This window comes from Xanthomonas cannabis pv. cannabis (assembly GCF_000802365.1).
Taxonomy (GTDB): Bacteria; Pseudomonadota; Gammaproteobacteria; order Xanthomonadales; family Xanthomonadaceae; genus Xanthomonas; species Xanthomonas cannabis.
The window spans coordinates 57,216-77,086 of the sequence record NZ_JSZE01000002.1 but is presented as its reverse complement, the minus strand read 5'-3'; the positions used below and the strand labels follow the sequence as shown (position 1 = coordinate 77,086).

Annotated in this window: 13 protein-coding genes; 5 read left to right on the top strand and 8 right to left on the bottom strand. The window is 67.7% G+C overall.

What is annotated here, in order from left to right:
- The first annotated feature begins 38 nt into the window (after nucleotides 1-38).
- From OZ10_RS00630 to OZ10_RS23015, 3 genes are read left to right on the top strand one after another with little or no spacing between them, the layout of a single operon-like run.
- Nucleotides 39-1,538 carry a vWA domain-containing protein gene (locus tag OZ10_RS00630; RefSeq protein ID WP_068873820.1) on the top strand — a complete coding sequence of 500 codons (1,500 nt, stop codon included), beginning with the start codon at nucleotides 39-41 and terminating at the stop codon, nucleotides 1,536-1,538.
- A 29-nt stretch (nucleotides 1,539-1,567) separates the two neighbouring features.
- Entirely contained in the window at nucleotides 1,568-2,140 is a 573-nt protein-coding gene (locus OZ10_RS00625) for a sigma-70 family RNA polymerase sigma factor (protein WP_039412182.1), read from the top strand.
- Complete coding sequence (locus OZ10_RS23015) at nucleotides 2,137-3,912, top strand: hypothetical protein (RefSeq protein ID WP_052209925.1); 1,776 nt, start codon at nucleotides 2,137-2,139, stop codon at nucleotides 3,910-3,912. The genes OZ10_RS00625 and OZ10_RS23015 overlap by 4 nt, the downstream gene beginning before the upstream one ends.
- 430 nt (nucleotides 3,913-4,342) lie before the next feature.
- Here OZ10_RS23015 and OZ10_RS00605 read toward each other — a convergent pair whose 3' ends face one another.
- The 8 genes from OZ10_RS00605 to pilG all read right to left on the bottom strand — a co-directional run bounded on the left by OZ10_RS00605 (nucleotide 4,343) and on the right by pilG (nucleotide 17,810).
- Nucleotides 4,343-4,915 carry a GNAT family N-acetyltransferase gene (locus OZ10_RS00605; RefSeq protein WP_039563651.1) on the bottom strand — a complete coding sequence of 191 codons (573 nt, stop codon included), beginning with the start codon at nucleotides 4,913-4,915 and terminating at the stop codon, nucleotides 4,343-4,345.
- Between the two features lie 444 nt (nucleotides 4,916-5,359).
- Nucleotides 5,360-5,839 (bottom strand): chemotaxis protein CheW, encoded by a 480-nt coding sequence (locus OZ10_RS00600; RefSeq protein ID WP_039412173.1) that lies wholly within the window; start codon nucleotides 5,837-5,839, stop codon nucleotides 5,360-5,362.
- A gap of 33 nt (nucleotides 5,840-5,872) precedes the next feature.
- A complete protein-coding gene (locus tag OZ10_RS00595) occupies nucleotides 5,873-7,060 on the bottom strand; it encodes a chemotaxis protein CheB (RefSeq protein WP_039412175.1) in 1,188 nt (395 codons plus the stop codon).
- Between the two features lie 7 nt (nucleotides 7,061-7,067).
- Nucleotides 7,068-14,309 (bottom strand): Hpt domain-containing protein, encoded by a 7,242-nt coding sequence (locus OZ10_RS00590; protein ID WP_039563650.1) that lies wholly within the window; start codon nucleotides 14,307-14,309, stop codon nucleotides 7,068-7,070.
- Nucleotides 14,310-14,422: 113 nt separating this feature from the next.
- Complete coding sequence (locus OZ10_RS00585) at nucleotides 14,423-16,459, bottom strand: methyl-accepting chemotaxis protein (RefSeq protein WP_039563648.1); 2,037 nt, start codon at nucleotides 16,457-16,459, stop codon at nucleotides 14,423-14,425.
- Between the two features lie 39 nt (nucleotides 16,460-16,498).
- A complete protein-coding gene (locus OZ10_RS00580; protein WP_039413900.1) occupies nucleotides 16,499-17,029 on the bottom strand; it encodes a chemotaxis protein CheW in 531 nt (176 codons plus the stop codon).
- Nucleotides 17,029-17,391 carry a response regulator gene (locus OZ10_RS00575; RefSeq protein WP_039413898.1) on the bottom strand — a complete coding sequence of 121 codons (363 nt, stop codon included), beginning with the start codon at nucleotides 17,389-17,391 and terminating at the stop codon, nucleotides 17,029-17,031. Before OZ10_RS00575 ends, OZ10_RS00580 begins: the two co-directional genes overlap by 1 nt.
- A gap of 17 nt (nucleotides 17,392-17,408) precedes the next feature.
- Nucleotides 17,409-17,810, bottom strand: a complete 402-nt coding sequence (pilG, locus tag OZ10_RS00570) for a twitching motility response regulator PilG (protein ID WP_005913706.1) — start codon at nucleotides 17,808-17,810, stop codon at nucleotides 17,409-17,411.
- A gap of 237 nt (nucleotides 17,811-18,047) precedes the next feature.
- Between pilG and gshB the strand changes: the two genes are divergently transcribed.
- Nucleotides 18,048-18,998 carry a glutathione synthase gene (gene gshB, locus OZ10_RS00565; protein WP_039413878.1) on the top strand — a complete coding sequence of 317 codons (951 nt, stop codon included), beginning with the start codon at nucleotides 18,048-18,050 and terminating at the stop codon, nucleotides 18,996-18,998.
- Entirely contained in the window at nucleotides 18,995-19,870 is an 876-nt protein-coding gene (locus OZ10_RS00560) for an energy transducer TonB family protein (RefSeq protein ID WP_039413875.1), read from the top strand. The genes gshB and OZ10_RS00560 overlap by 4 nt, the downstream gene beginning before the upstream one ends.
- Nucleotide 19,871: the final 1 nt, after the last annotated feature.

Here is a 19,871-nt window from a genome sequence, read left to right as displayed (position 1 = left end):
CCAGCAGCCTGTCACGTCAGGCACCCGCCGCCACGTTGATGGCGCATCGCCCGGTGCTGGATAACCGCATGCCGATGCCACCGGTGATCCCGGCACCTGCCGAAGACCGCGAGCGCTACCAGCACATCGACGACAACGCCATCGTCCAGGCAGCCCAACAGCCCATCTCCACCTTCAGCATCGATGTGGATACCGGCAGCTACAGCAATGTGCGCCGCTTCCTCAGCGCTGGCAGCCTGCCGCCGGTGGATGCGGTGCGCGTGGAAGAATTGATCAACTACTTCCGCTACGACGACCCGACGCCCACCAATGGCCAACCGTTCGCCGTGCGTACCGAACTGGCGACCACACCGTGGAATAAAGACAGCCTGTTGCTGCGCGTCGGCATCGCCGGCCGTGACATCGCCACCGCGAATCTGCCGCCGGCCAACCTGGTCTTTCTGGTCGACGTCTCCGGCTCGATGGACGCGCCGGACAAGCTGCCGCTGCTGCAGGCCTCGCTCAAACTGCTGGTGCGGCAGCTGCGCGCCAAAGATCGCATCACCCTGGTGACCTACGCCGGCAACACCGCGGTGGTGCTGCCGCCCACGCCGGGCGACCAGCAAGCCCGGATCGTCGAAGCCATCGACGCCCTGCAATCGGGCGGCGGCACCGCCGGCGCCAGCGGCATCGAACTCGCTTACAAAGCTGCGCAACAAAGTTTTCTGCGTGGCGGCATCAACCGCATCCTGCTCGCCACCGATGGCGACTTCAACGTGGGCGTCACCGATTTCGATCAGCTCAAGGGCATGGTCGCAGAAAAGCGCCGCTCCGGCGTCGCCCTGTCCACGCTCGGCTTCGGTACCGGCAACTACAACGACACGCTGATGGAGCAGCTGGCAGATGCCGGCGACGGTGCCTATGCCTACATCGACACACCGCTGGAAGCGCGCAAGGTGCTCACTCACGAGCTGGGCGCCACGCTGGCCACCATCGCCCGCGACGTCAAGATCCAGGTGGAGTTCAATCCGGACACCGTCAAGGAATACCGCCTGATCGGCTATGAAAACCGTGCGCTGCGCGATGAGGATTTCAACAACGACCAGGTCGATGCAGGCGACATCGGCGCCGGCCATACCGCTACCGCGTTGTACGAAATCACCCCCGCCAACGGCAACGCATCGGTGGACCCGTTGCGCTATGCAAGCGCCGCGGCACGTCCGCAGGCGCGCGCCCTCGACGGCGAGCTGGCGCACGTCAAACTGCGCTACAAACTGCCCGATGCGCAGCGCAGCCGGCTGCTGGACACGGTGGTCCGCCGCGACCAACGCCGGGCACTGGGCGCCACCAGCGATGCCTTCCGGTTTTCTGCAGCGGTGGCCGGGTTCGGGCAGCGTCTGCGTGGTGGCAAGCAACTGCGTGGCTGGGATTACCCGCAGGTACGCGCACTGGCCGCCAGCAGCCTGGGCGAGGACCGCTTCGGCTATCGCGCCGACTTCCTGCAGATGGTGCAGCAGGCCGACGCGCTGAGCACCCGGCCAGTCGCCACCACCGACTGATGCGCGCGGCGCTTGCCTATACTGCGCGCATGCACCCGGCCGATCTTGCGCATCTTCCCGACGAGGAGCTCATGCTCCTCGTCGCCAATGGCTTTGTCGAACAACCGGCAACCGAGTTGTTCACGCGCCACAACCGCGCCTTGTTCAACTTTCTGGCCTGGTTGTGCGAAGGCAATCTGAGCGAGGCCGAAGACCTTGCGCAGAAAACCTGGGTCAAGCTGATGACCCGTTGCAGCGATTACCGCCCCGGCGCATCCGCATTCACCAGTTTCCTGTTCCAGATCGCGCGCAATGCCTGGATCGATACGCGCCGTCGCGCCGACACCACCACCTCGGTGCCGCTGGAGGACAGCCACCTTCAGCTGCCCGACGAGGACCTGTCCACCGAACAGATGGCGATGCTCGGCCAGCAGCAACAGCGCGTGCGCACCGCGGTGATGGCGCTGCCCGACGCGCAGCGCGAGGTGATCGTGTTGCGCTTCTTCGCCGGCCTGTCCATCGAAGACATCGCGCAGGTGGTGGGCGAAGGCTTCGAAACCGTCAGGAGCCGGCTGCGCTATGCGTTTGCCAAGCTGCGCCTGAGCCTGGATGCCGCGCAATGAAGCCGGTCGTCGAACGTTTCATCGCGGGCGAAGACGGCATGGCCACGCTGCTGCGTGCCCTGCCCGCCTATGCACCGCCGGCCAGCATGCAGGCATGGTTTGCGCAGGCCGCCAGGCAGGCCGACCGTGCACGCAGCGCCGCTGGATCTGGATCAGGATCAGCGCAAGATCCCGACGCCCTGCAGTTCGAACCGCCCGCATCGATGAATGCCGTCTTTGCTGTCGCAGCCGCGCAGGCCGAGCAGGCGCAGGCTGCACAGCGTGCAGCCATCCAAGCACGCATGAGCGACGGCGAAGACGCAGCGCAGGCACTGGGCGCCCCGTTGCACGACACCACGCGTGCGTGGCTGCAGCAGCACACGCCGTCGCCACCCACGGCCGCGATGCCCGTGGCGCCGGTGTTGCAGGGCCGCGGTGGTGACCAGACACCAGCCGGCGATGGCACTGCGCCAGCCGGTGTACAGCAGGCGGCGAATCGCGCGTCGTCCGAGAGCTCGCCGCGCACGGCTTTGCTGGCGCCGCCGCAGGCCGCGGCAACGCCGTCGTTCGCCTCGCCAGCGGCGGCGCCCGGTGGCGCCGCGCAGCCCAAAACTGCGCTGCACGGCCATGCCCCGGGTCGCGCGCGCCGCCAGCGGTGGATGCCGGCAGTGGCACTGGCCGCCTCGGTCACGCTGGTGGTCGGTGTCGGCCTGCGCTGGCAGGCAACTGCGCCGCAGCAGGCCCCGGCCGACGCGTACGAGCCAGCGCCGGCTTCAGCGCAAGTCGAAGCCGAAACCGACACCGGAGCAACGGCGACGGCGGCCGGCGGCAATCAGCCTGTGACGGGCCAGCGCCTGCCCGCGCCACTAGACCAGGGGGATGCTGTTGAGCGCATGCCCCAACCTGCGCCCTCCCCGATGCCTGCACCGCCGCCGATGCCTGCACCCGCAGCGGTTGCGGAATCCCCCCCGATGCCTGCACGCGCTTCGCGCGCAGCGCCCATCGGCATCGCGCCCCCACCGCCTGCCGCGCCTGCTGCCGCGCCCGCGCCCGCGCCGATTGCACCGCCACCTGCAGCTGCGTTGGCGCCGCCAGCGCTGCCCGCACCGCCAGCGCCGATCGCCAGCACCACGGTCGAGCAGAGGCAGTCTTCAACTACCGACGGTGTTGCGCCTGCGTCGATGACCGATGGCACGCTGGCGTCGCCGCTTACTGCGTTGCCCCAGGCAGCCCCGATGCCGATTCGCACGCGGAGCAATGCGGCAGCGGCCATCGATGTGCAACGCTCCCAGGCACTGGACGCCAATACACTGGTGTCCTCCGCGCAGCACGGCGCGACCACACCGCAGGCGCTGCAGGACGCGCAGCGCTTGTCGCTGCCGCCGCTGCCGCACGAGCGCATGCCGTTGCCGAACGACGCTGCCGCGCAACCGGGCGCTCGGGAAGATGCCAAAGCATCCGCTGCTGCCGAGCCGGCTGCGCCAGCGGGCACCTCCACGACAGCCGCTATTGAGAGCAGCGTCTCCACGCCGGGCACATCGATACAGCTGGTGGCACTATCGGCGCCGCCGGATGCGTGGGTCGACCAGTATCTGCAGACCCACCCTCGTGCACCCGCGCGGCTGCGCATCTGGACGGGCAAACCGGAGGCCGCTGCCTTCAGGCAGTGGCTGGATCGACTGCGCGCGGCAACTCGACGACACGACTGGTCCACGCCGGTGGACGTCATCCGTGAACCACGCCTGCCGCCAGACCGGGTCCGCATCGAAGTGATCAGCACGGCGCAACCATAAGCGCGCCTGGTCCGACCAGGCGCAGGGACGGGCGCATGCGCGCTGCGCGAATGTGGCGCCAGGTAAAGGCGATGCGTCTACAGTCAGTGGAGCGCTGCTGCATCCAGTTCTTGCGACGCAGTGACCCTGCCTTGGCAGTAATGTCGCCGCAGCGTCGCTGCAACCATGCCATCTATCTTCGACCACACCGAGATACGGCAGGATGCAGCGCCCCGAATCACGATGCAGCGCACCGTCTGGGCTGCCGTCTACGCACCTTCGCCGGACCTGCGCACGCTTGCGCGGGCGCACTGCGCCACCTCGTCATCAAATCCAAGCAGTTGCACAAGCGCACGCGGCACACGCGAAACGCAAATCAGTACTTCCGATACGACTCATGTGGAGCCGCGCCATCGGCGCGATCTGCCGGTCACACGATGCGCATCGCGCATCAGCCCTCGCCACCCTCCGCATCCTCGCGCAACAGGCTGGTCAGCACATGGTCGCGCCAGACGCCGTTCAACTGCAGGTAGCGACGCGCGCGGCCTTCGATCTGGAAGCCCAGGCGCGCCAGTACCTGGGCGCTACGCACATTGTCCGGCACGTATTGCGCCATGACCCGGTGCAGCCCCAGCGGGCCGAACACGAAAGCGATGCCCTGCGTGGCCGCCCACTGCATCACACCGCGACCCTGCCAGCCGGCATCCAGCCCATAACCAAGATGGCAGGCCTGAAATGCGCCCCGCTGGATCTGGGTGAACCCCACCGTGCCGATCACCTCCTGCCCGGCCTGCAGGACAAGTTGCAGCTCGCGCTCGCCGGGCACCGACATGCGGTACGCACTGCATATCCGGCGCCACCCTTCGGCGGTGTAGAACGCGGGCGGCCGCAACGGCATCGCCTCGACCAGGTGCGCCCGGTTACGTGCGTGATACCCGGCCACGGCGAGCGGATCCACACCGGACAGGTCGGAGAGCACCACGCCATCGTCGCGGCACACCGGGCGAAAAGCGGGCAGGCTCATGGCCGCCCCCTGCAGTGTTGACTGTCTGCTCCACGACGTCCGGCATCCATCGACCAGCACGCTGCGGATGCGGTCACGATACGGCCATTGCGCCGGCTACCCAGGCACACGCCTGCGCGCCGGCATGCACACGCCGTATCGATCCGGATTTCAAACGGCGTGGCCGGCAACGCCTGGCCAGCACCGGCCAGCGTGGCACGAGGGCGATGCGTCAGGCGCGCCGTGCAGAAGAGACGTGCCCGCTGCGGGCCGCGTTTGCGCAGGCTTGGCAGCTGCGGTGCGGAGCTGTTGCCTGCCACCCTGAAGCGGCCGACACAACCCAGCCAGCCGTCGCCAGCCACGTGCGCACGCCGCACAGGACCGCCGTGTACGCGTGGTCCATGCCCACTCCACGCGCCGGCCGCGCCCGCATGGCGGCGAGCGCCGTGGTCTTGTTGGACGCTCTTAGGCGGCAGCAGCCGAGTCAAGCGCCTGCGCCACCTGCCACTCGATGGCATCCAGGTTCGGCAGCAACGCGCTTTGCTCGCCGAGCAGCACGCGCATGTGCACGCCGTCCGGCAGCGCCTCTTCCGAGGCGTCGGCCAGCAGGCCGTCGCGCGGCACCGAGATCAGCTGTGGAAACGAAGCCGTCAGCAAGGCGAAATACGGCAGCGCAGGATTGCCGCCCAGCGCCTTCAGCACGATGACCTTGTTGTTGACCGCAGTGGGTTCATCGCCCAGGCCGCTGAAGCGCGCGAACGACAGCAGCGGCACCTTCCAGCCGTACCAATCGATACGCCCGACCACCCAGCGCGGCATGTCCGGCAGCGCTTCGACCGCCACGCGCGACATCACCTCGGCCACCGTGGCGTTGGGCAACAGCACCCGTTCGGTGCCGGCCTGAATCAGGACGCCGCGGATTTCGTCATTGTTGGCGTAGCTCATTGCAGGTTTCCGATCTGAAAGGGAGCGCCCGGCTTACGCCGGCCAACGCTGTGCCAACGCCTGCGCCAACTGCGCGGGATCGCCGGTCAGGATGCCTTGCCGGGCCAGGCGCGCGGCAGCGGCCGGGTCGTAGCAGCCATCGGCAGACTGACCTGCCAGCCAGCCGCCCTGCCCGGCCAGTGCCAACGATGCGTCCACCAGCGCCTCGTTGGCGCCGCTGAGCAGCAGCACCGCACTGTCGCCGGGCGGCAGCGCGGCAATCAGCCCGGCAGCATCGCTGTGCGCCACGAAGGCCAGCGCGCCGGCGTGCTGCTGCAGACCGACGTCGTCGGACAGCACATAGACCTTGCCCGGGGCGACCACCTGGCCCGGTTCGCCCAGCTCCACCGGCAGCGCCGACACGCGCCCCATCTGGCGCACCAGGTTGCCGTACTGGCCACCATCGAGGGTCATGCGCACCAGCACCGCGCGTGGAAACTGCGGCGGCAGCGCGGCCAGCAGGCGACGGATCGCGTCCGGTCCGCCGATCCCGGCCATCACCAGCACCGCGCCGGTCACCTCGCCACTGTGTTCCAGGTCCACCAGCGACAATCCGCCGGTCGACAAGGCTGCAACGTCCAGCTCGGCGCGCGGGCGCACCACCACGGTGACGTCGTCCACCAGGCCCCAGGTGCTGGAATCGCCCAGCGTCAGGCCGGGCGTGTCGGCGGCGGCCGGGGTCCCGGTCTGCGCGGCCGTGCGCGCAAACAACGCATCGCCCGGCATGTTCTCGAATGCGTGCGCGGCGGCTTCCAGATGCTGATCCAGCTGCAGGTCCGAATGCTGGCGTGGTTCCAGCGTCAGGCCCGGCTCGGGCTGCAGCGAGGGTTCGCTTTCGGTGCCCGGCGGCAGCACGTCGGCGTGGCCGTGCAGCTTGGCAGCCAGATGGCGCACCCAGCGCTGCGCTTCCCAGCCCTCGCGCCGCACGGTGAGCTCGGCTTCGTCGAAGATCACCGTCACGCCGGGCATGTTGAAGGCCGGCTCCAGCGCTTCGAGCGCGTCTTCGATCGACGGCTCCAGTGCAACCAGCACCGCCACCGGCTCGGCGTCGCGCAGCATCTGCACGTCGACTGCAGACGGTTCGTCTTCCAGCACCACCTGCGCACCGGCCAGGCCGAGCGCTTCGCGCAGGCGCTCGCGCGCCTGACCGGGCCGGCCCAGCAGGGCAACCGGAGTTCCCATTGCGCCATTAGTCTCGGACACGGGCGATCCCCAGCAGGTCATACACGTTTCGCATCAGATCCAACTCTTGGTAAGGCTTGCCCAGGTAACGCTGCACGCCGATCTCGAAGGCGCGCTGGCGGTGCTTCTCGCCACTGCGCGAGGTGATCATCACGATCGGCACCGCCTTGAAGCGCGGATCGGCGCGCATTGCGGTTGCCAGCTCGTAGCCGTCCATGCGCGGCATTTCGATATCCAGCAGCATCAGGTCGGGCACGCGCTCTTCGAGCAATTCCAGTGCCTCGACACCGTCGCGGGCGGTGGTGACGTCCAGGTTGTGGCGTTCCAGCACGCGGCTGGTGACCTTGCGCATGGTCAGCGAGTCGTCGACCACCATCACCAACGGCACCTGCCGCTGCGCTTCGGCGGGGCTTTCCAGCGCCGGACGCGCCGGCTGGCTGAGGTAGCGACGCACCAGCGGTGCCACGTCCAGGATCACCACCACGCGGCCATCGCCGGTGATGGTAGCGCCGTAGATGCCCGGCACCGAGGCAATCTGCAGGCCCACCGGCTTGACCACGATTTCGCGGTTGCCCAGCACCTGGTCGATCGCCACCGCCGCGCGCAGATCGCCCGCACGCACCAGCAGCAACGGCACCTGCGCCTGCCCATCGGCACGCGCGGCGGCCTGGCCGACCAGCGAGCCGAGATCGTGCAGCACGTACTCCTCGCCGGCGTAGTGGTAACCGCCCTCGCCCGACTCGTAGCGGGTGCGCGAGATACGGCCGATACCGCTGACCGACGCCACCGGCACCGCAAAGGTGGTCTCGCCGATGCGCACGAACACCGCCTGGGTGACCGCCAGCGTCTGCGGCAGGCGCAAGGTGAAGGTGACGCCCTGGCCACGCACCGAGTGGATATCCACCGAGCCGCCCAGCTGACGCACTTCGTTGCGCACCACATCCATGCCCACGCCACGGCCCGCCAGCTGGCTGACGTGCTCGGAGGTGCTGAAGCCGGAGGCGAAGATCAATGCATCCAGTTCGACATCGCTGAGCTCCTGCCCGGGTTCGATCAGACCGCGCTGCTCGCCACGGCGACGGATCGCCTCGCGGTCCAGCCCGGCGCCGTCGTCGGCCACCTCCAGCACGATTTCCGAGCCTTCGCGGCGCAGGCGGATCGCGATGCTGCCTTCTTCCGGCTTGCCCGCGTCGCGCCGTTGTTCCGGGCTTTCCAGCCCATGCGCGACCGAGTTGCGCAGCATGTGTTCCAACGGCGCGACCATGCGATCGAGCACGTTGCGATCGAGTTCGCCCTGAGTGCCTTCCAGCACCAGATGCACCTGCTTGCCGGTGTCGCTGGCCGCCTGGCGCACCACACGGCGCAGACGCGGCACCAGGCCATCGAAGGGCACCATGCGCGCGCGCATCAGGCCGTCTTGCAGCTCGGAGCTGACGCGCGACTGCTGTTGCAGCAGGCCGTCGTACTGACGCGAGAGATCTTCCAGCACGCCCTGCAAGCCGCCCAAGTCGGCCGCCGACTCGTTCAGCGCACGGCTGAGCTGCTGCAGGGTGGAGAAGCGGTCCAGTTCCAGCGGATCGAAGGTGCGATCGCCCTGGTCCTGCTCGCGCTGGTAACGCGCCACGATCTGCGCTTCGGTTTCCAGGTCCAGACGACGCAGCTGGTCGCGCAGACGGGCGTTGGTGCGATCCAGTTCGCCCATGGCACCACGGAACGCGCCCATCTGCTGTTCCAGACGCGAGCGGTAGATCGCCACTTCGCCGGCGTGGTTGACCAAGCGATCGAGCAGGTCGGCGCGCACGCGCACCTGTTCCTGCTGGGTACGCGGCATCAGCTCTTCTTCGGCCTGGCCTTCGACCGGGATCGGCGCCGACAACGGTGCCGGCTCCACCGACGCCTTGGCGATCGCGCGGACATCGGCGTCGCTGGGCGGGGCCGCATCACGGCCACGGGTACGGGTTTCGAAGGCTTCCACCAGGTCGGTCGGCATCGCCACCGCGCGGTGCATGCCGGTACGGGTCAGCAGCTGATGCAGACGGTCGAAGCCACGCTCGAACAGGCGCACGTCATCGCGGTCGATGTCGGTGCGGTTGGCCGCCACCGCTTCCAGCAGCGATTCGATTGCATGGCCCAGGTCGCCGATGGCGTTGATGCCGGCCATGCGCGCGCCGCCCTTGAGCGTGTGCAGATCGCGCTGCAGTCCGTTGAGGACATCGCGGTCTTCGGGCACTTCGCGCATGCGGGCGATCAGACCATCGCAATGGTCCAGCAGATCGCGGCCTTCTTCGACAAAGATGTCGACCAATTCGCCATCGAGCTGATCGAAGTTGAGCGGGCCGATATCGAACGCAGCGCCCACGTCGTTGGCTGCGGTCTCCACGCGTGCGGCATCTTCCACCGGTGCGCTGAAGGCGGCGGTGTCTTCCGGCACGACGGCGCTGTGGTCGGTTGGCTCGTGCGCGCTGGCGGCTGCGTGCTGGTCTGCAGCGTCGTCCGCGCCGGCATGCTGATCGGCGTCGGTGTGGACGCCGGCATCCGTGTGATCGGCATGTGCTGCATGCCCGGTCGCGGCAACCACGTCCCCGGCGACATCCGCGTCGGCATGTGCTGCAGCGTCGGCGCTGACAGCCCATGCGTCGTGCAGGTCCGGCGCGGTGTCCGATTGCGGATCGCCTGTCTCCTCGACCTGATCGGCCGCATGCGCCATTTCGAACGCCTGCACCGATTCGATGGTGTGATCAGGCAGGGCGTCGGCGTCGGCCTGCGCAGTCTGTGCGTACTCGGCGTGCGCAAGCTCCGCGTCGGCCTGCTCGGCGTCGGAGTGCAGTGCTTCGGACTGCTCGACGTCGGTGTGCTGGTGCGCGGCAGTCTGCTCGGCTTCGGCCGCATGTTCGTGCGCAGACGTGTCCGGCTGCGACTGCTCGCCCGCATCGACGTGCTGCTGCGCCTGCATCTGCCCGCCTGCGTACTGCTGCGCGTCCGAAGCCGCGTCCTGGTCCGCATCCGCGTGCTGAGTCGACGCGTGTTCTGCCGCCGCTGCATGCTCGTCAGACTGCGCGAGGTCCGCAGAATGCGGCTGTTCGCCCGCAAGCGTTTCACCAGCATGTGGCAGTGCTGCGTCGCTGTGCTGCAACGCCTCGTCCGCCGGCTGTTCGCCAGACAATTCCTGCGTGTCGGCCTGTGCGTGCACGCCCTGATCGACCGCATGGCCGTCCTGGTCGGACGGCACGCTGTCCAGCGCCGCGGTTTCCGGCGTCCAGTCTTCTGCGGTGGTTGCCTGCGGCTGCGCGTCCAACGCAACGTCGGCGTGCACGGCTTCCAATGCTTCGATGGTCTCGACCGCGTCGTCCGGGCGTGCTGCTGCGTGCTCGTCGTGCGTCTGCGCGTGCGCGGCCTGCGCATCCGTCGTCTGCTCGGCATCGGCATCTGCCGTGGCCAGCGTCTGCGCCTGGCCCAACGCAGCTTCTGCGTCGGCCAGCTCGTCTACCGCAACGCTGTCTGCCCGCGCGCTGGTCGCATCAGTGTCGTGCTCGCTGGACACACCATCAACAACTGCCTCGTTCGGCGCCTCTGCAGCGTGCTCGCCCGGCGCATGGTCGTGCGGCGCGGTCTGCGCATGTTGCAGCTCGGTCGCATCCCAGGCGTCGGCCTCGACCAGCGGCTCGTCGGCCGACGTGTCCTGTGCGTCGGCATCCTGCGCTACGGCCTGGTCTGGCTGCTCGTGCTGCGCGGCATCGCCATGCAGTGCATCGGTAAGCTGCCCGGAATCGGCAACCGGTAGCAGCGCATCATCGCTCGCTGCGTGCGCAGCGTCGGCAGTCGCGTCGACGTGTTCGTGTTCGTGTTCGTGTTCGTGTTCGTGTGGCGCAGCGTGCCCGGCAGCGTCGACGGCGTGCGGTGCAGGCGCGTCCAATGCAAGCGCCGAATCGTGCTCGGCTTCAGCCTCGGCCAGTTCGTCCACTGCGATCGGCGCATCGGCCGACTGCGGCTGCGCGTGTTCGGCATCGGGCGTCGGTGCGTCGGTTTCGGGCGTCAGCGCGCTGGAATCCAGGTACGGCGACAGATCTTCCACGCCGGTCAGTTCGACCGGCGCAGCGTGCCCGGCAGCCGCGTCGCTGGTCGCGTCGAGGTCGTCGAGCTCTTCCAGGAACGCCTGCGGCGGCCACTGCGCTTCCGGCAACGTCTCGACCAGGGCGCGCAGGCGCTCGGTCAACGGCGCAAACGACGGGATCAACGGCGCGTCGGCGCGCAGTGCAGTGACCGTGGTGGCGATGGCTGCGGCGGTGGCCGCGATCGCGTCGATGCCTTCGGACGACGGTGTGGCCGATGCAGCGAGCAGGCGCTTGACGTAGCTTTCGGCCGGCGTGGTCACCAACGTGATTTCCGGCACATCGGTCATTGCAAACGCGCCACTCATGGTGTGCACGGCGCGCAGCAATTCTTCGGTCGCCAGTTGCGGCGCGACGCGGGTGGCCTGCAGCCAGGCATTGACCGTGTCCAGATGCGTGGCGACCTCGGCTTCGAGGATCTCGCGCAGCACACTGTCCACCGATGCCGGCGTGCCACCGCTGGCCGCAACCGCACTGGTCTGTGCAGAGACCGCGGCGATCTCGGGCACGGCCGGCGTGGCCGGTGCGGGCACGTAATAGACCTCTTCGCCGGCTGCAACGCGCTCGGCAATGGCCTGGATTTCAGGCAGATCCGCGCTGATGCGGCCCTGGTCGCGCAGCGCGGCATTGAACTGCGGTAGCACCTCGTAGGCCAGTTCCACCATCGCCACGACCGCCGGGCTGGCCGGGCGCGAATTGTCGAGCACGCGGTTGAGCATGCTCTCGATCTTCCAGCTGAACTCGCCGAGTACGCTGGCACCGACCAGTCGCCCACTGCCCTTCAGCGTGTGGAAAACGCGACGGATCGGACGCAGGTTGTCCGGGCTGTTCGGGGCAGCGCGCCAGATGGGCAGCAACTGCCCGAGGTTGACCAGTTCCTCGTCGAACTCTTCAAGGAAGACATCACGGATGTCGTCATCGATATCGCTGTCGCCGAAGCCACCGAAGATGCCGGCATCGGCCGCCACCGGCGCGGGCTCGCTGACCGCGACAGGCGCGACGTCTGCAGCCTGGTCGTTGCGCACGGGCGCATCCTGCGGGCGCTCCACCTCGAATTGCGCAGCAGCGGCGTCGAGCTGGGCCAGAAACGCGGCCGAGGCATCGTCCAGCTCGAACTCGCTGACCGTGGCCTGCTGCACCCGCGCGGGCGTCTGCTCGGCGCTCGCTTCGGCCGGTGCGTCGTCTGCCTCAGGGGTGGACTCGACGAACGGGTCGTCGTGTTCCGGCGGTGCAACCGGCGGGCTCGGCGGCGGCGAGAACGCATCGTCGATGCTGACCTGCGCGCGACGCGCCTGGTTGTCGGCAATGAAGTCCAGCGGCGCGTCGGCCTGGTCGGCATCACCCGGCAGATCGATGTGCGTGATCTGCAGCGGTGCCTCGTCGGCCGGCACGGAGACAGCGGCCTGCTCCTGTTCCAGCGCACTCAGGTCCACGGTGTAGCTGACCTGCGTGGCCTCGCTTGCGACGTGGCTGTCCTGCTCGGCCGAGACCGGGTCGAAGGCGGAGCTTGCAATCGGCGCCGTCTGCCCGGTGGTCTCCAGGTGCCAGTCGCCCGGCGCCTGCGCACCGTCGTCGTCGGACAACTCCACTGGAGCGACCGTAAACGGCACGTGCCCCTGACCGGAGCGGGTTTCTTCCGCAGCGACAGGGTCGAACGAGAACACCGTATCGGTGGCCGCTGCGCCGGTGTCGTGCACGACACTGGCGGCAAACGGCGTCTCGACCACGGTTTCATTGGCCCATTCCAGCGACGCGGCGGGCACCGCATCGTTGGCCGCCGCAGCCGGCGTGCCGGCATGCGCAGCAGGCGATGCCGCCACCGGCTGCAATGCGGCAACGCTGCCGGGCTGGTCGGTGCCGACCGGCAATTCGGACGGCTGCCCGGACGGCAGCGGCCAATACCGCAGCGTTTCCAGGCTGTTGCGGGTGATGTCCAGAATCTCCTCGCGGCCGGGACGGCGCTCGCGCAGGGCTTCCAGGTAGTACTCCAGGCTGGCCATCGCATCGGCCAGGGTGTCCAGCTGACGGCCGCTGGGCACGCGCTGCTTGCCGATCAACTCCAGATCGACATAGCGCCGCACGCCTTCCAGGTAATCGGCGGCCTGCGGCAATTCGAGGATGCGCAGTGCACCACCGACTTCGCCCAGCAGATGCGGCACATCGGCCAGGCGCGCGTGGTCCCAATTGGTTTCGATGAAGGCGACGAAATGTTCGCGCGCCGCACCGAAGTTGGCGATCGCTTCCTGCGCCAGCACGTCCACGGTGCGGCGCACTTCCGAGGAGGTGGCACTGTTGCTGGCTTCGTTGCCATCGCCGAGATCGGCGCCAAGGCTGGCGACCTGATCGTCCAGGGAGGCATCCACGTACAGCAGCGCGCCGGCGATATCCAGCAGCACGCCTTCGTCCATCTGCACCTGACCGTCGACCACGCGCGCCAGCGCGTCGCGCTGCTGCACGACGACATTGCGCGCAACGCCCAGGCCCATCATGCCCAGCGTGTCGGCAACGCTGCCCAGATCCTTGACCTGGGTCTGCAGCTCGGCGATGTCGCCGCCGGTGCGCAGATGCAGGTCCAGCGCGTCCTTGACGCGCAGCAGTTCTTCCTTGACCGCGCTGCCGACGGTGTCGAGCAATTCGCGGTTACGCCCGGAAAGGCTGCCGCGGGCGTGATCCAGCTCGGCTTCGGTGGCAACACCGGCCTGCGGGTCGAACGCGAACAACACGCTTTCACTCAGACCGGGCTGGCCACGGGTCGCGCGGATTTCATTGAGCAGCGGCAGCAGCACGATCGGAATGTCGCGGTGGCCGTTCTGCAGGCGCTCCAGATAATCGGGCAGCAGCACGGTGCCGCGCATCAGCATGGCGCAGGCTTCGTCGCGGTCGGCGACCTCGCCGACCTGTACGGCCTGGGCCAGCAGTTCCAGCTCTTCGGCCACCATGGCCGGCGCATACAGCTCCACCATGCGCAGCGTGCCCTGCACCTGGTGCAGATAGCCCGCGCAGAAGCGCATCCGACTGGTATCGGACGGTTCTTCGGCGAAGTATTCGATCTCGTTGCGCGCCTGGCGCAAGGTCTCGTCCAGCTCCGGCTTGACCCAGCCCAGTGCGGCGTGGCTCATCGCATCGCGAAGCGCGCTCATTGCAGCCCCCTGACAACGGCCGGCTCACCGCTGCTGCGGTCACCGGTCACTTCCTGCATCGACGTAATGCGACTACGCGCCATCTGCTGATCCTTTCCCGTTCCGCGTCGTGGTCACGCCGGCAGCTTGAAGTCGGCGACCGAACGGCGCAGATCGGCAGCAAGCTCGGCCAGGTTGCCGATCGACTCGGCCGTCTGTTCCGCACCCTGCGATGTCTGGCTGGTGATCTGACGGATCACGCCCATGGTCTGTGTGATATCCGTCGCCGCCGCCGACTGCTGGTGCGCCGCGATGGAGATGTTCTTAATCAGGTTGTTCAAGGCGTTGGACACGCGCTCGATTTCGGTCAGCGCGGTGCCGGCATCTTCGGCCAGGCGCGCACCGGACACCACTTCGGAGGTGGTCTGCTCCATCGAGCTGACCGCCTCGTTGGTATCGGCCTGAATGGTCTGCACCAGGCCTTCGATCCGGCGCGTCGCACCGGAAGTGCGTTCAGCCAGGCGCTGCACTTCGTCGGCCACCACCGCGAAACCGCGACCGGCCTCGCCTGCGGATGCCGCCTGCACCGCGGCGTTGAGCGCCAGGATGTTGGTTTGCTCGGAAATGTCGTTGATCAATTCCACGATCGAGCCGATCTCCTGCGAGGATTCGCCCAGGCGCTTGATGCGCTTGGAGGTTTCCTGGATCTGGTCGCGGATCTGGTCCATGCCCTGGATCGTCTCGCGCACCACGCCGGCACCCTCGGCGGCGATGACCACCGAACGCTGCGCCACTTCGGCCGATTCGGTGGAGTTGCGCGAGACCTGTTCGATGCTGGCAGCGATTTCGCTGATGCGCTCGGAGGCGGTGGTGATCTGGTTGGCCTGCTGGCCGGCCGCTTCGGCCAGCTGCATTGCGGTGGCCTGGGTTTCCTGGGTCGACACGGCCACCTTGGCGGAGGTGTCGTTGATGGTGGTCACCAGGTGGCGCAGTTCGTCCACGGCGTAGTTGATGGCGTCTGCAATCGCGCCGGTCATGTCCTCGGTCACCGAGGCCTTGACGGTCAGGTCACCCTCACCGAGCGAGCTGATTTCGTCCAGCAAGCGCATGATCGCCTGCTGGTTGCGGCTGTTGAATTCCACCTGTGCCTGGTAGCGCACGTCCTGCTCGCGGGTGCGCACCCGCACCGAGCTCCATACGAAGCCGATGATGGCCAGCAAGGCGACCAGGCCGGACACCACGCCCAGCCAGAAATTCGGGAACAGGCGGGTGTCGCGGACCGAACCGAACGCCGAAAACGCATCGAACAGCTTCTTGCTGTCGTCGAGCATCTTGTTGGAGCCGGCGGTCAGTGCGGCCGCCGACGACTGCGCGGCGAACAGGTTGCGCGAGCTGGCGAGGATCGCGTCGATGTCCTTCTTCATCGTCGCCCACTGCGCCTGCGACTGCTCCAGCGCCGCCAGCGCGGCCGGATTGCGCACCGCGGCGATGCCGAGTTCGTCGTTGCCTGCGCGCAGGCCGTCCAGCATCTGCGTGAACACCACCGAGTCACGCGCCAGCGCGTCGCCCGAGGCGGCCGCATTGGCGCCACCGGCGCGCATTTCGGTCACCCGGCGCGCCATGGTGCCGGCGACCACGACCTGCTGCAGCGTGTTGTAGATCTGCGCGGCGGGCGCGCCGCTGACGGTCATCGCGCGCACCACTTCGTTCAACTGCGCCTGCAGTTGCGGCACGCTGCCGGAGAAGCGTTCGGCGTTGCCGGCCAGGCCGAGCACCGCCGGTTCGCTGGCGATGATCTGATCGGCGTTCTTGCTCAGCGGCACCCAGGTCGCCTTGAGCTGCGCCATCGAACTGGCCACCGAACCTTCCTGGCCGTAACGGCCATCGAGTTCGCTCACCGTGCTGTCGATGCGGCCCTTGGTTTCCTTGAACGCGGCGAATGCCTTGGCGTCGCCGGATACCGCTTCGCGGCCCTGGTTCGCCAGCTGCTGCGAGAGCACCTGCAGGTCGGCCGCGCCGGTGCCGGCACCGGCCAGGCGGCTGCCCTGCCAGGTGGCGACGCCGGTGTTGGCGCCAAACACGATCATCGACAACACCAGCAAGCCAAGCCAGAAGCTGGTGCTGACGCTGCCGAGCTTGTTGGTCTTGCGGGCGTCCGGGGCGGTACTCATGGTTCGACCTCGATCTGTATGACGTGGCGGGGTCGCGGCTTAGGCCGCGGCCTGCCGGAATTCAGGAGTGCGCGACAGCAATGCCAGGGAGAACACACCCCAGTCCTGCGTCTCGTTGCGGAAGGCACGCTCGATGAAGTGGGCGTAGCGGCCCTGGGCCAGCTCGCCGGGCTCGACTGCCTGCGCCTGTTCGAAACTGCGCTGGCCGTAGAGCTCATCGATGGTCAGCGCGACGTCGCCGCCGCTCTGACGCATGATCAGCACGCGTTGGCCTTCCTGCAGCACCGTGCGACGGCCTTCCAGGAATTGCTTCAGATCGATCACCGGAAACAGATTGCCGCGCAGGTTGCCCACGCCCAGCAGCCAGGGCTGTGCGCCCGGCACCGGGGTAACCGGCGGCATCGGCACGATTTCCGCTACCTCGCGGAAGTCCGAGACCAGGCGCCGGGTACCGACGCGATAGCCGACACCACGCCAGATATCTGCCGAGAACTGACGTTCCGGCAGCGGCGTGGCGTGCGCAAGACTACGACGTTCGTAGTCTTCGAGAATATCGAATGGAGAACGCATCAACGCACCAGTTGTTTGATGCGCGCGATCAGATCGTCTTCGCGCGGCGGCTTGACGATGTAGTCGCTGGCACCTTGTCGCAGCCCCCAGGCCTTGTCGGTTTCCATGCCCTTGGTGCTGACCAGCAGCACCGGGATGTCCTTGGTGGCCTGGTCGCGTGCCAACGCACGCGTTGCCTGGAAGCCGCTCATGCCGGGCAGCACCACATCCATCAGCACCAGATCGGGCGCCTGGCTGCGAACCAGCTCAAGTCCCGCTTCGGCGTTGTCGGTGGCGACGACCGTATGGCCAGCTTTTTCCAGCCATTGACTGAAGACTGCCCGATCGGTGGGCGAGTCCTCGATCAATATAATTCGAGCCATGTTGCCTTTCCCCCTGGTCAGGCGTGGACGTACGTGCGGATCGCGCTCAGTAGTTCTTCACGGGTGAACGGCTTGGTCAGATATTGCTCGGAACCGACGATGCGGCCACGTGCCTTGTCGAACAGGCCATCCTTGGACGACAACATGATGACCGGCGTCGACTTGAAGAGCTGGTTGCCCTTGATCAACGCGCACGTCTGGTACCCATCCAGGCGCGGCATCATGATGTCGACAAAAATGATCTGAGGTTGCTGGTCCGCAATTTTGGCCAGTGCCTCGAAACCATCCGTTGCTGTCACTACTTCACACCCTTCCCGCTTCAGCAGCGTTTCGGCGGTGCGGCGAATAGTTTTCGAATCATCGATCACCATCACCTTCAGTCCTGCGAGTTCCCCACCCGCAGCAATGTTTTCACTCATGCAAATATCCCCGGGCGCGCGACGCTTCATCCCTTCCGACGTCGCTACGAAACTGCATGTATATCCCAAGACCCGCATCGACTGTCAAGGGCGCATTGCCGGGGCCCCGCCAGGCGGACGTTCCGACCACGTCTGGGCGCGTCCAAACCGACGAGTCGCGCATCTGCGACCGCCCAGGCACGCCATCGCCCACCGCTTGAAGTTACCATCGGCAGCCTGTTCGAAAGGTTTAGCCCCATGTCGCTCGACGTCGTTGTGGTGATGGATCCCATCGCCTCCATCAAGATCGTAAAAGACACCACCTTCGCCATGCTGCTGGAAGCCCAGCGTCGTGGGCATCGCCTGCATTACGTGCGCCCCGGCGGACTCAGCCTGCGCGAAGGCCGCGCGGTGGCGCAGGTTGCGCCGCTGAGCGTGCGCGAAGACACGACCAGCTGGTTCACCCTGGGCGAGTTCGCCGAGCTGGCATTCGGCCCCGGCCAGGTGGTGCTGATGCGCAAGGACCCGCCGGTGGATGCGGAGTTCGTCTACGACACCCAGGTGCTGAGCGTGGCGCAGCGCGCCGGCGCGCAGATCGTCAACGACCCGCAGGGCCTACGCGACTACAACGAGAAGCTGGCGGCGCTGCTGTTTCCGCAGTGCTGCCCGCCGACCCTGGTCAGCCGCGACGCGGCCGCGCTCAAGGCCTTCGTGCTGGAGCACGGCCAGGCGGTGCTCAAGCCGCTGGACGGCATGGGTGGGCGCTCGATCTTCCGCAGTGGCACCGGCGACCCCAACCTCAACGTGATCCTGGAAACGCTGACCGACGGCAACCGCAAGCTGACCCTGGCGCAGCGCTTCATCCCCGACATCACTGCCGGCGACAAGCGCATCCTGCTGGTGGACGGCGTGCCGGTGGACTATTGCCTGGCACGGATTCCGCAGGGCGACGAGTTCCGCGGCAACCTGGCCGCCGGCGGACGCGGCGAAGGCCGCCCGCTGTCCGAGCGCGACCGCTGGATCGCCGCGCAGGTCGGCCCGGAAATGCGCCGCCGCGGCATGCGCTTCGTCGGCCTGGACGTGATCGGCGATTACCTCACCGAGGTCAACGTCACTAGCCCCACCTGCGTGCGCGAGCTGGATGCGCAGTTCGGCCTGAACATCGCCGGGCTGCTGTTCGACGCCATCGAGGCCGGCGCCGCGCAATGAGCACGGCGGCGGCCCTGCCTGCTTCCATGGACGAACGCCGGCGGCTGACCACCACGCTGGTGATCTCGTTGCTGCTGCACGGCGCGCTGATTTTGGGCGCGGGCTTTGCGGTCAGCGAGGACGCGCCGCTGGTGCCGACCCTGGATGTGATCTTCAGCCAGACCAGCACGCCGCTGACGCCCAAGCAGGCCGACTTCCTGGCCCAGGCCAACCAGCAGGGCGGCGGCGACCACGCCACCGCGCAGCGCCCACGCGACAGCCAGCCCGGCGTGGTGCCGCAGGACCGCACTGGCCTGGCCCCTCAGGCGCAACGCGCCACCAGCGTGAACGCGCCGGAGCCGACCCAGACCCGGGTGGTGAGCAGCCGCCGCGGCGAACAGACGGTGCCGAGCCCGCAACCGAATCCACAGACCGACCCGCTCACCCCGGCCGATGCGCAACGCGTGCAGCGCGATGCGGAAATGGCCCGGCTGGCTGCCGAAGTGCACCTGCGCTCGGAGCAGTACGCCAAGCGCCCGAACCGCAAGTTCGTCTCTGCCAGTACCCGCGAATACGCCTACGCCAACTATCTGCGTGCATGGGTGGACCGTGCCGAGCGCGTGGGCAACCTGAACTATCCCGACGAGGCGCGGCGCCGCCGGCTGGGCGGCAAGGTGGTGATCAGCGTGGGCGTGCGCCGCGACGGCAGCGTGGAAAGCAGCCGCGTGCTGATCTCCAGCGGCGTGCCGGCGCTGGACGATGCCGCCTTGCGCGTGGTGCAGCTGGCACAGCCGTTCCCGCCGCTTCCCACGACCAAGGACGACGTGGACATCCTGGAAGTCACCCGCACCTGGCTGTTCCTGCCCGGTGGGGAGCTACACGACGACCGGTGAG

Bases quoted from the DNA above. Each gene is read 5' to 3' on its own strand.
- OZ10_RS00630 (WP_068873820.1), top strand. From the start codon at position 39: ATGGCGCATCGCCCGGTGCTGGATAACCGCATGCCGATGCCACCGGTG.
- OZ10_RS00625 (WP_039412182.1), top strand. From the start codon at position 1,568: ATGCACCCGGCCGATCTTGCGCATCTTCCCGACGAGGAGCTCATGCTC.
- OZ10_RS23015 (WP_052209925.1), top strand. From the start codon at position 2,137: ATGAAGCCGGTCGTCGAACGTTTCATCGCGGGCGAAGACGGCATGGCC.
- OZ10_RS00605 (WP_039563651.1), bottom strand. From the start codon at position 4,915: ATGAGCCTGCCCGCTTTTCGCCCGGTGTGCCGCGACGATGGCGTGGTG.
- OZ10_RS00600 (WP_039412173.1), bottom strand. From the start codon at position 5,839: ATGAGCTACGCCAACAATGACGAAATCCGCGGCGTCCTGATTCAGGCC.
- OZ10_RS00595 (WP_039412175.1), bottom strand. From the start codon at position 7,060: ATGGGAACTCCGGTTGCCCTGCTGGGCCGGCCCGGTCAGGCGCGCGAG.
- OZ10_RS00590 (WP_039563650.1), bottom strand. From the start codon at position 14,309: ATGAGCGCGCTTCGCGATGCGATGAGCCACGCCGCACTGGGCTGGGTC.
- OZ10_RS00585 (WP_039563648.1), bottom strand. From the start codon at position 16,459: ATGAGTACCGCCCCGGACGCCCGCAAGACCAACAAGCTCGGCAGCGTC.
- OZ10_RS00580 (WP_039413900.1), bottom strand. From the start codon at position 17,029: ATGCGTTCTCCATTCGATATTCTCGAAGACTACGAACGTCGTAGTCTT.
- OZ10_RS00575 (WP_039413898.1), bottom strand. From the start codon at position 17,391: ATGGCTCGAATTATATTGATCGAGGACTCGCCCACCGATCGGGCAGTC.
- pilG (WP_005913706.1), bottom strand. From the start codon at position 17,810: ATGAGTGAAAACATTGCTGCGGGTGGGGAACTCGCAGGACTGAAGGTG.
- gshB (WP_039413878.1), top strand. From the start codon at position 18,048: ATGTCGCTCGACGTCGTTGTGGTGATGGATCCCATCGCCTCCATCAAG.
- OZ10_RS00560 (WP_039413875.1), top strand. From the start codon at position 18,995: ATGAGCACGGCGGCGGCCCTGCCTGCTTCCATGGACGAACGCCGGCGG.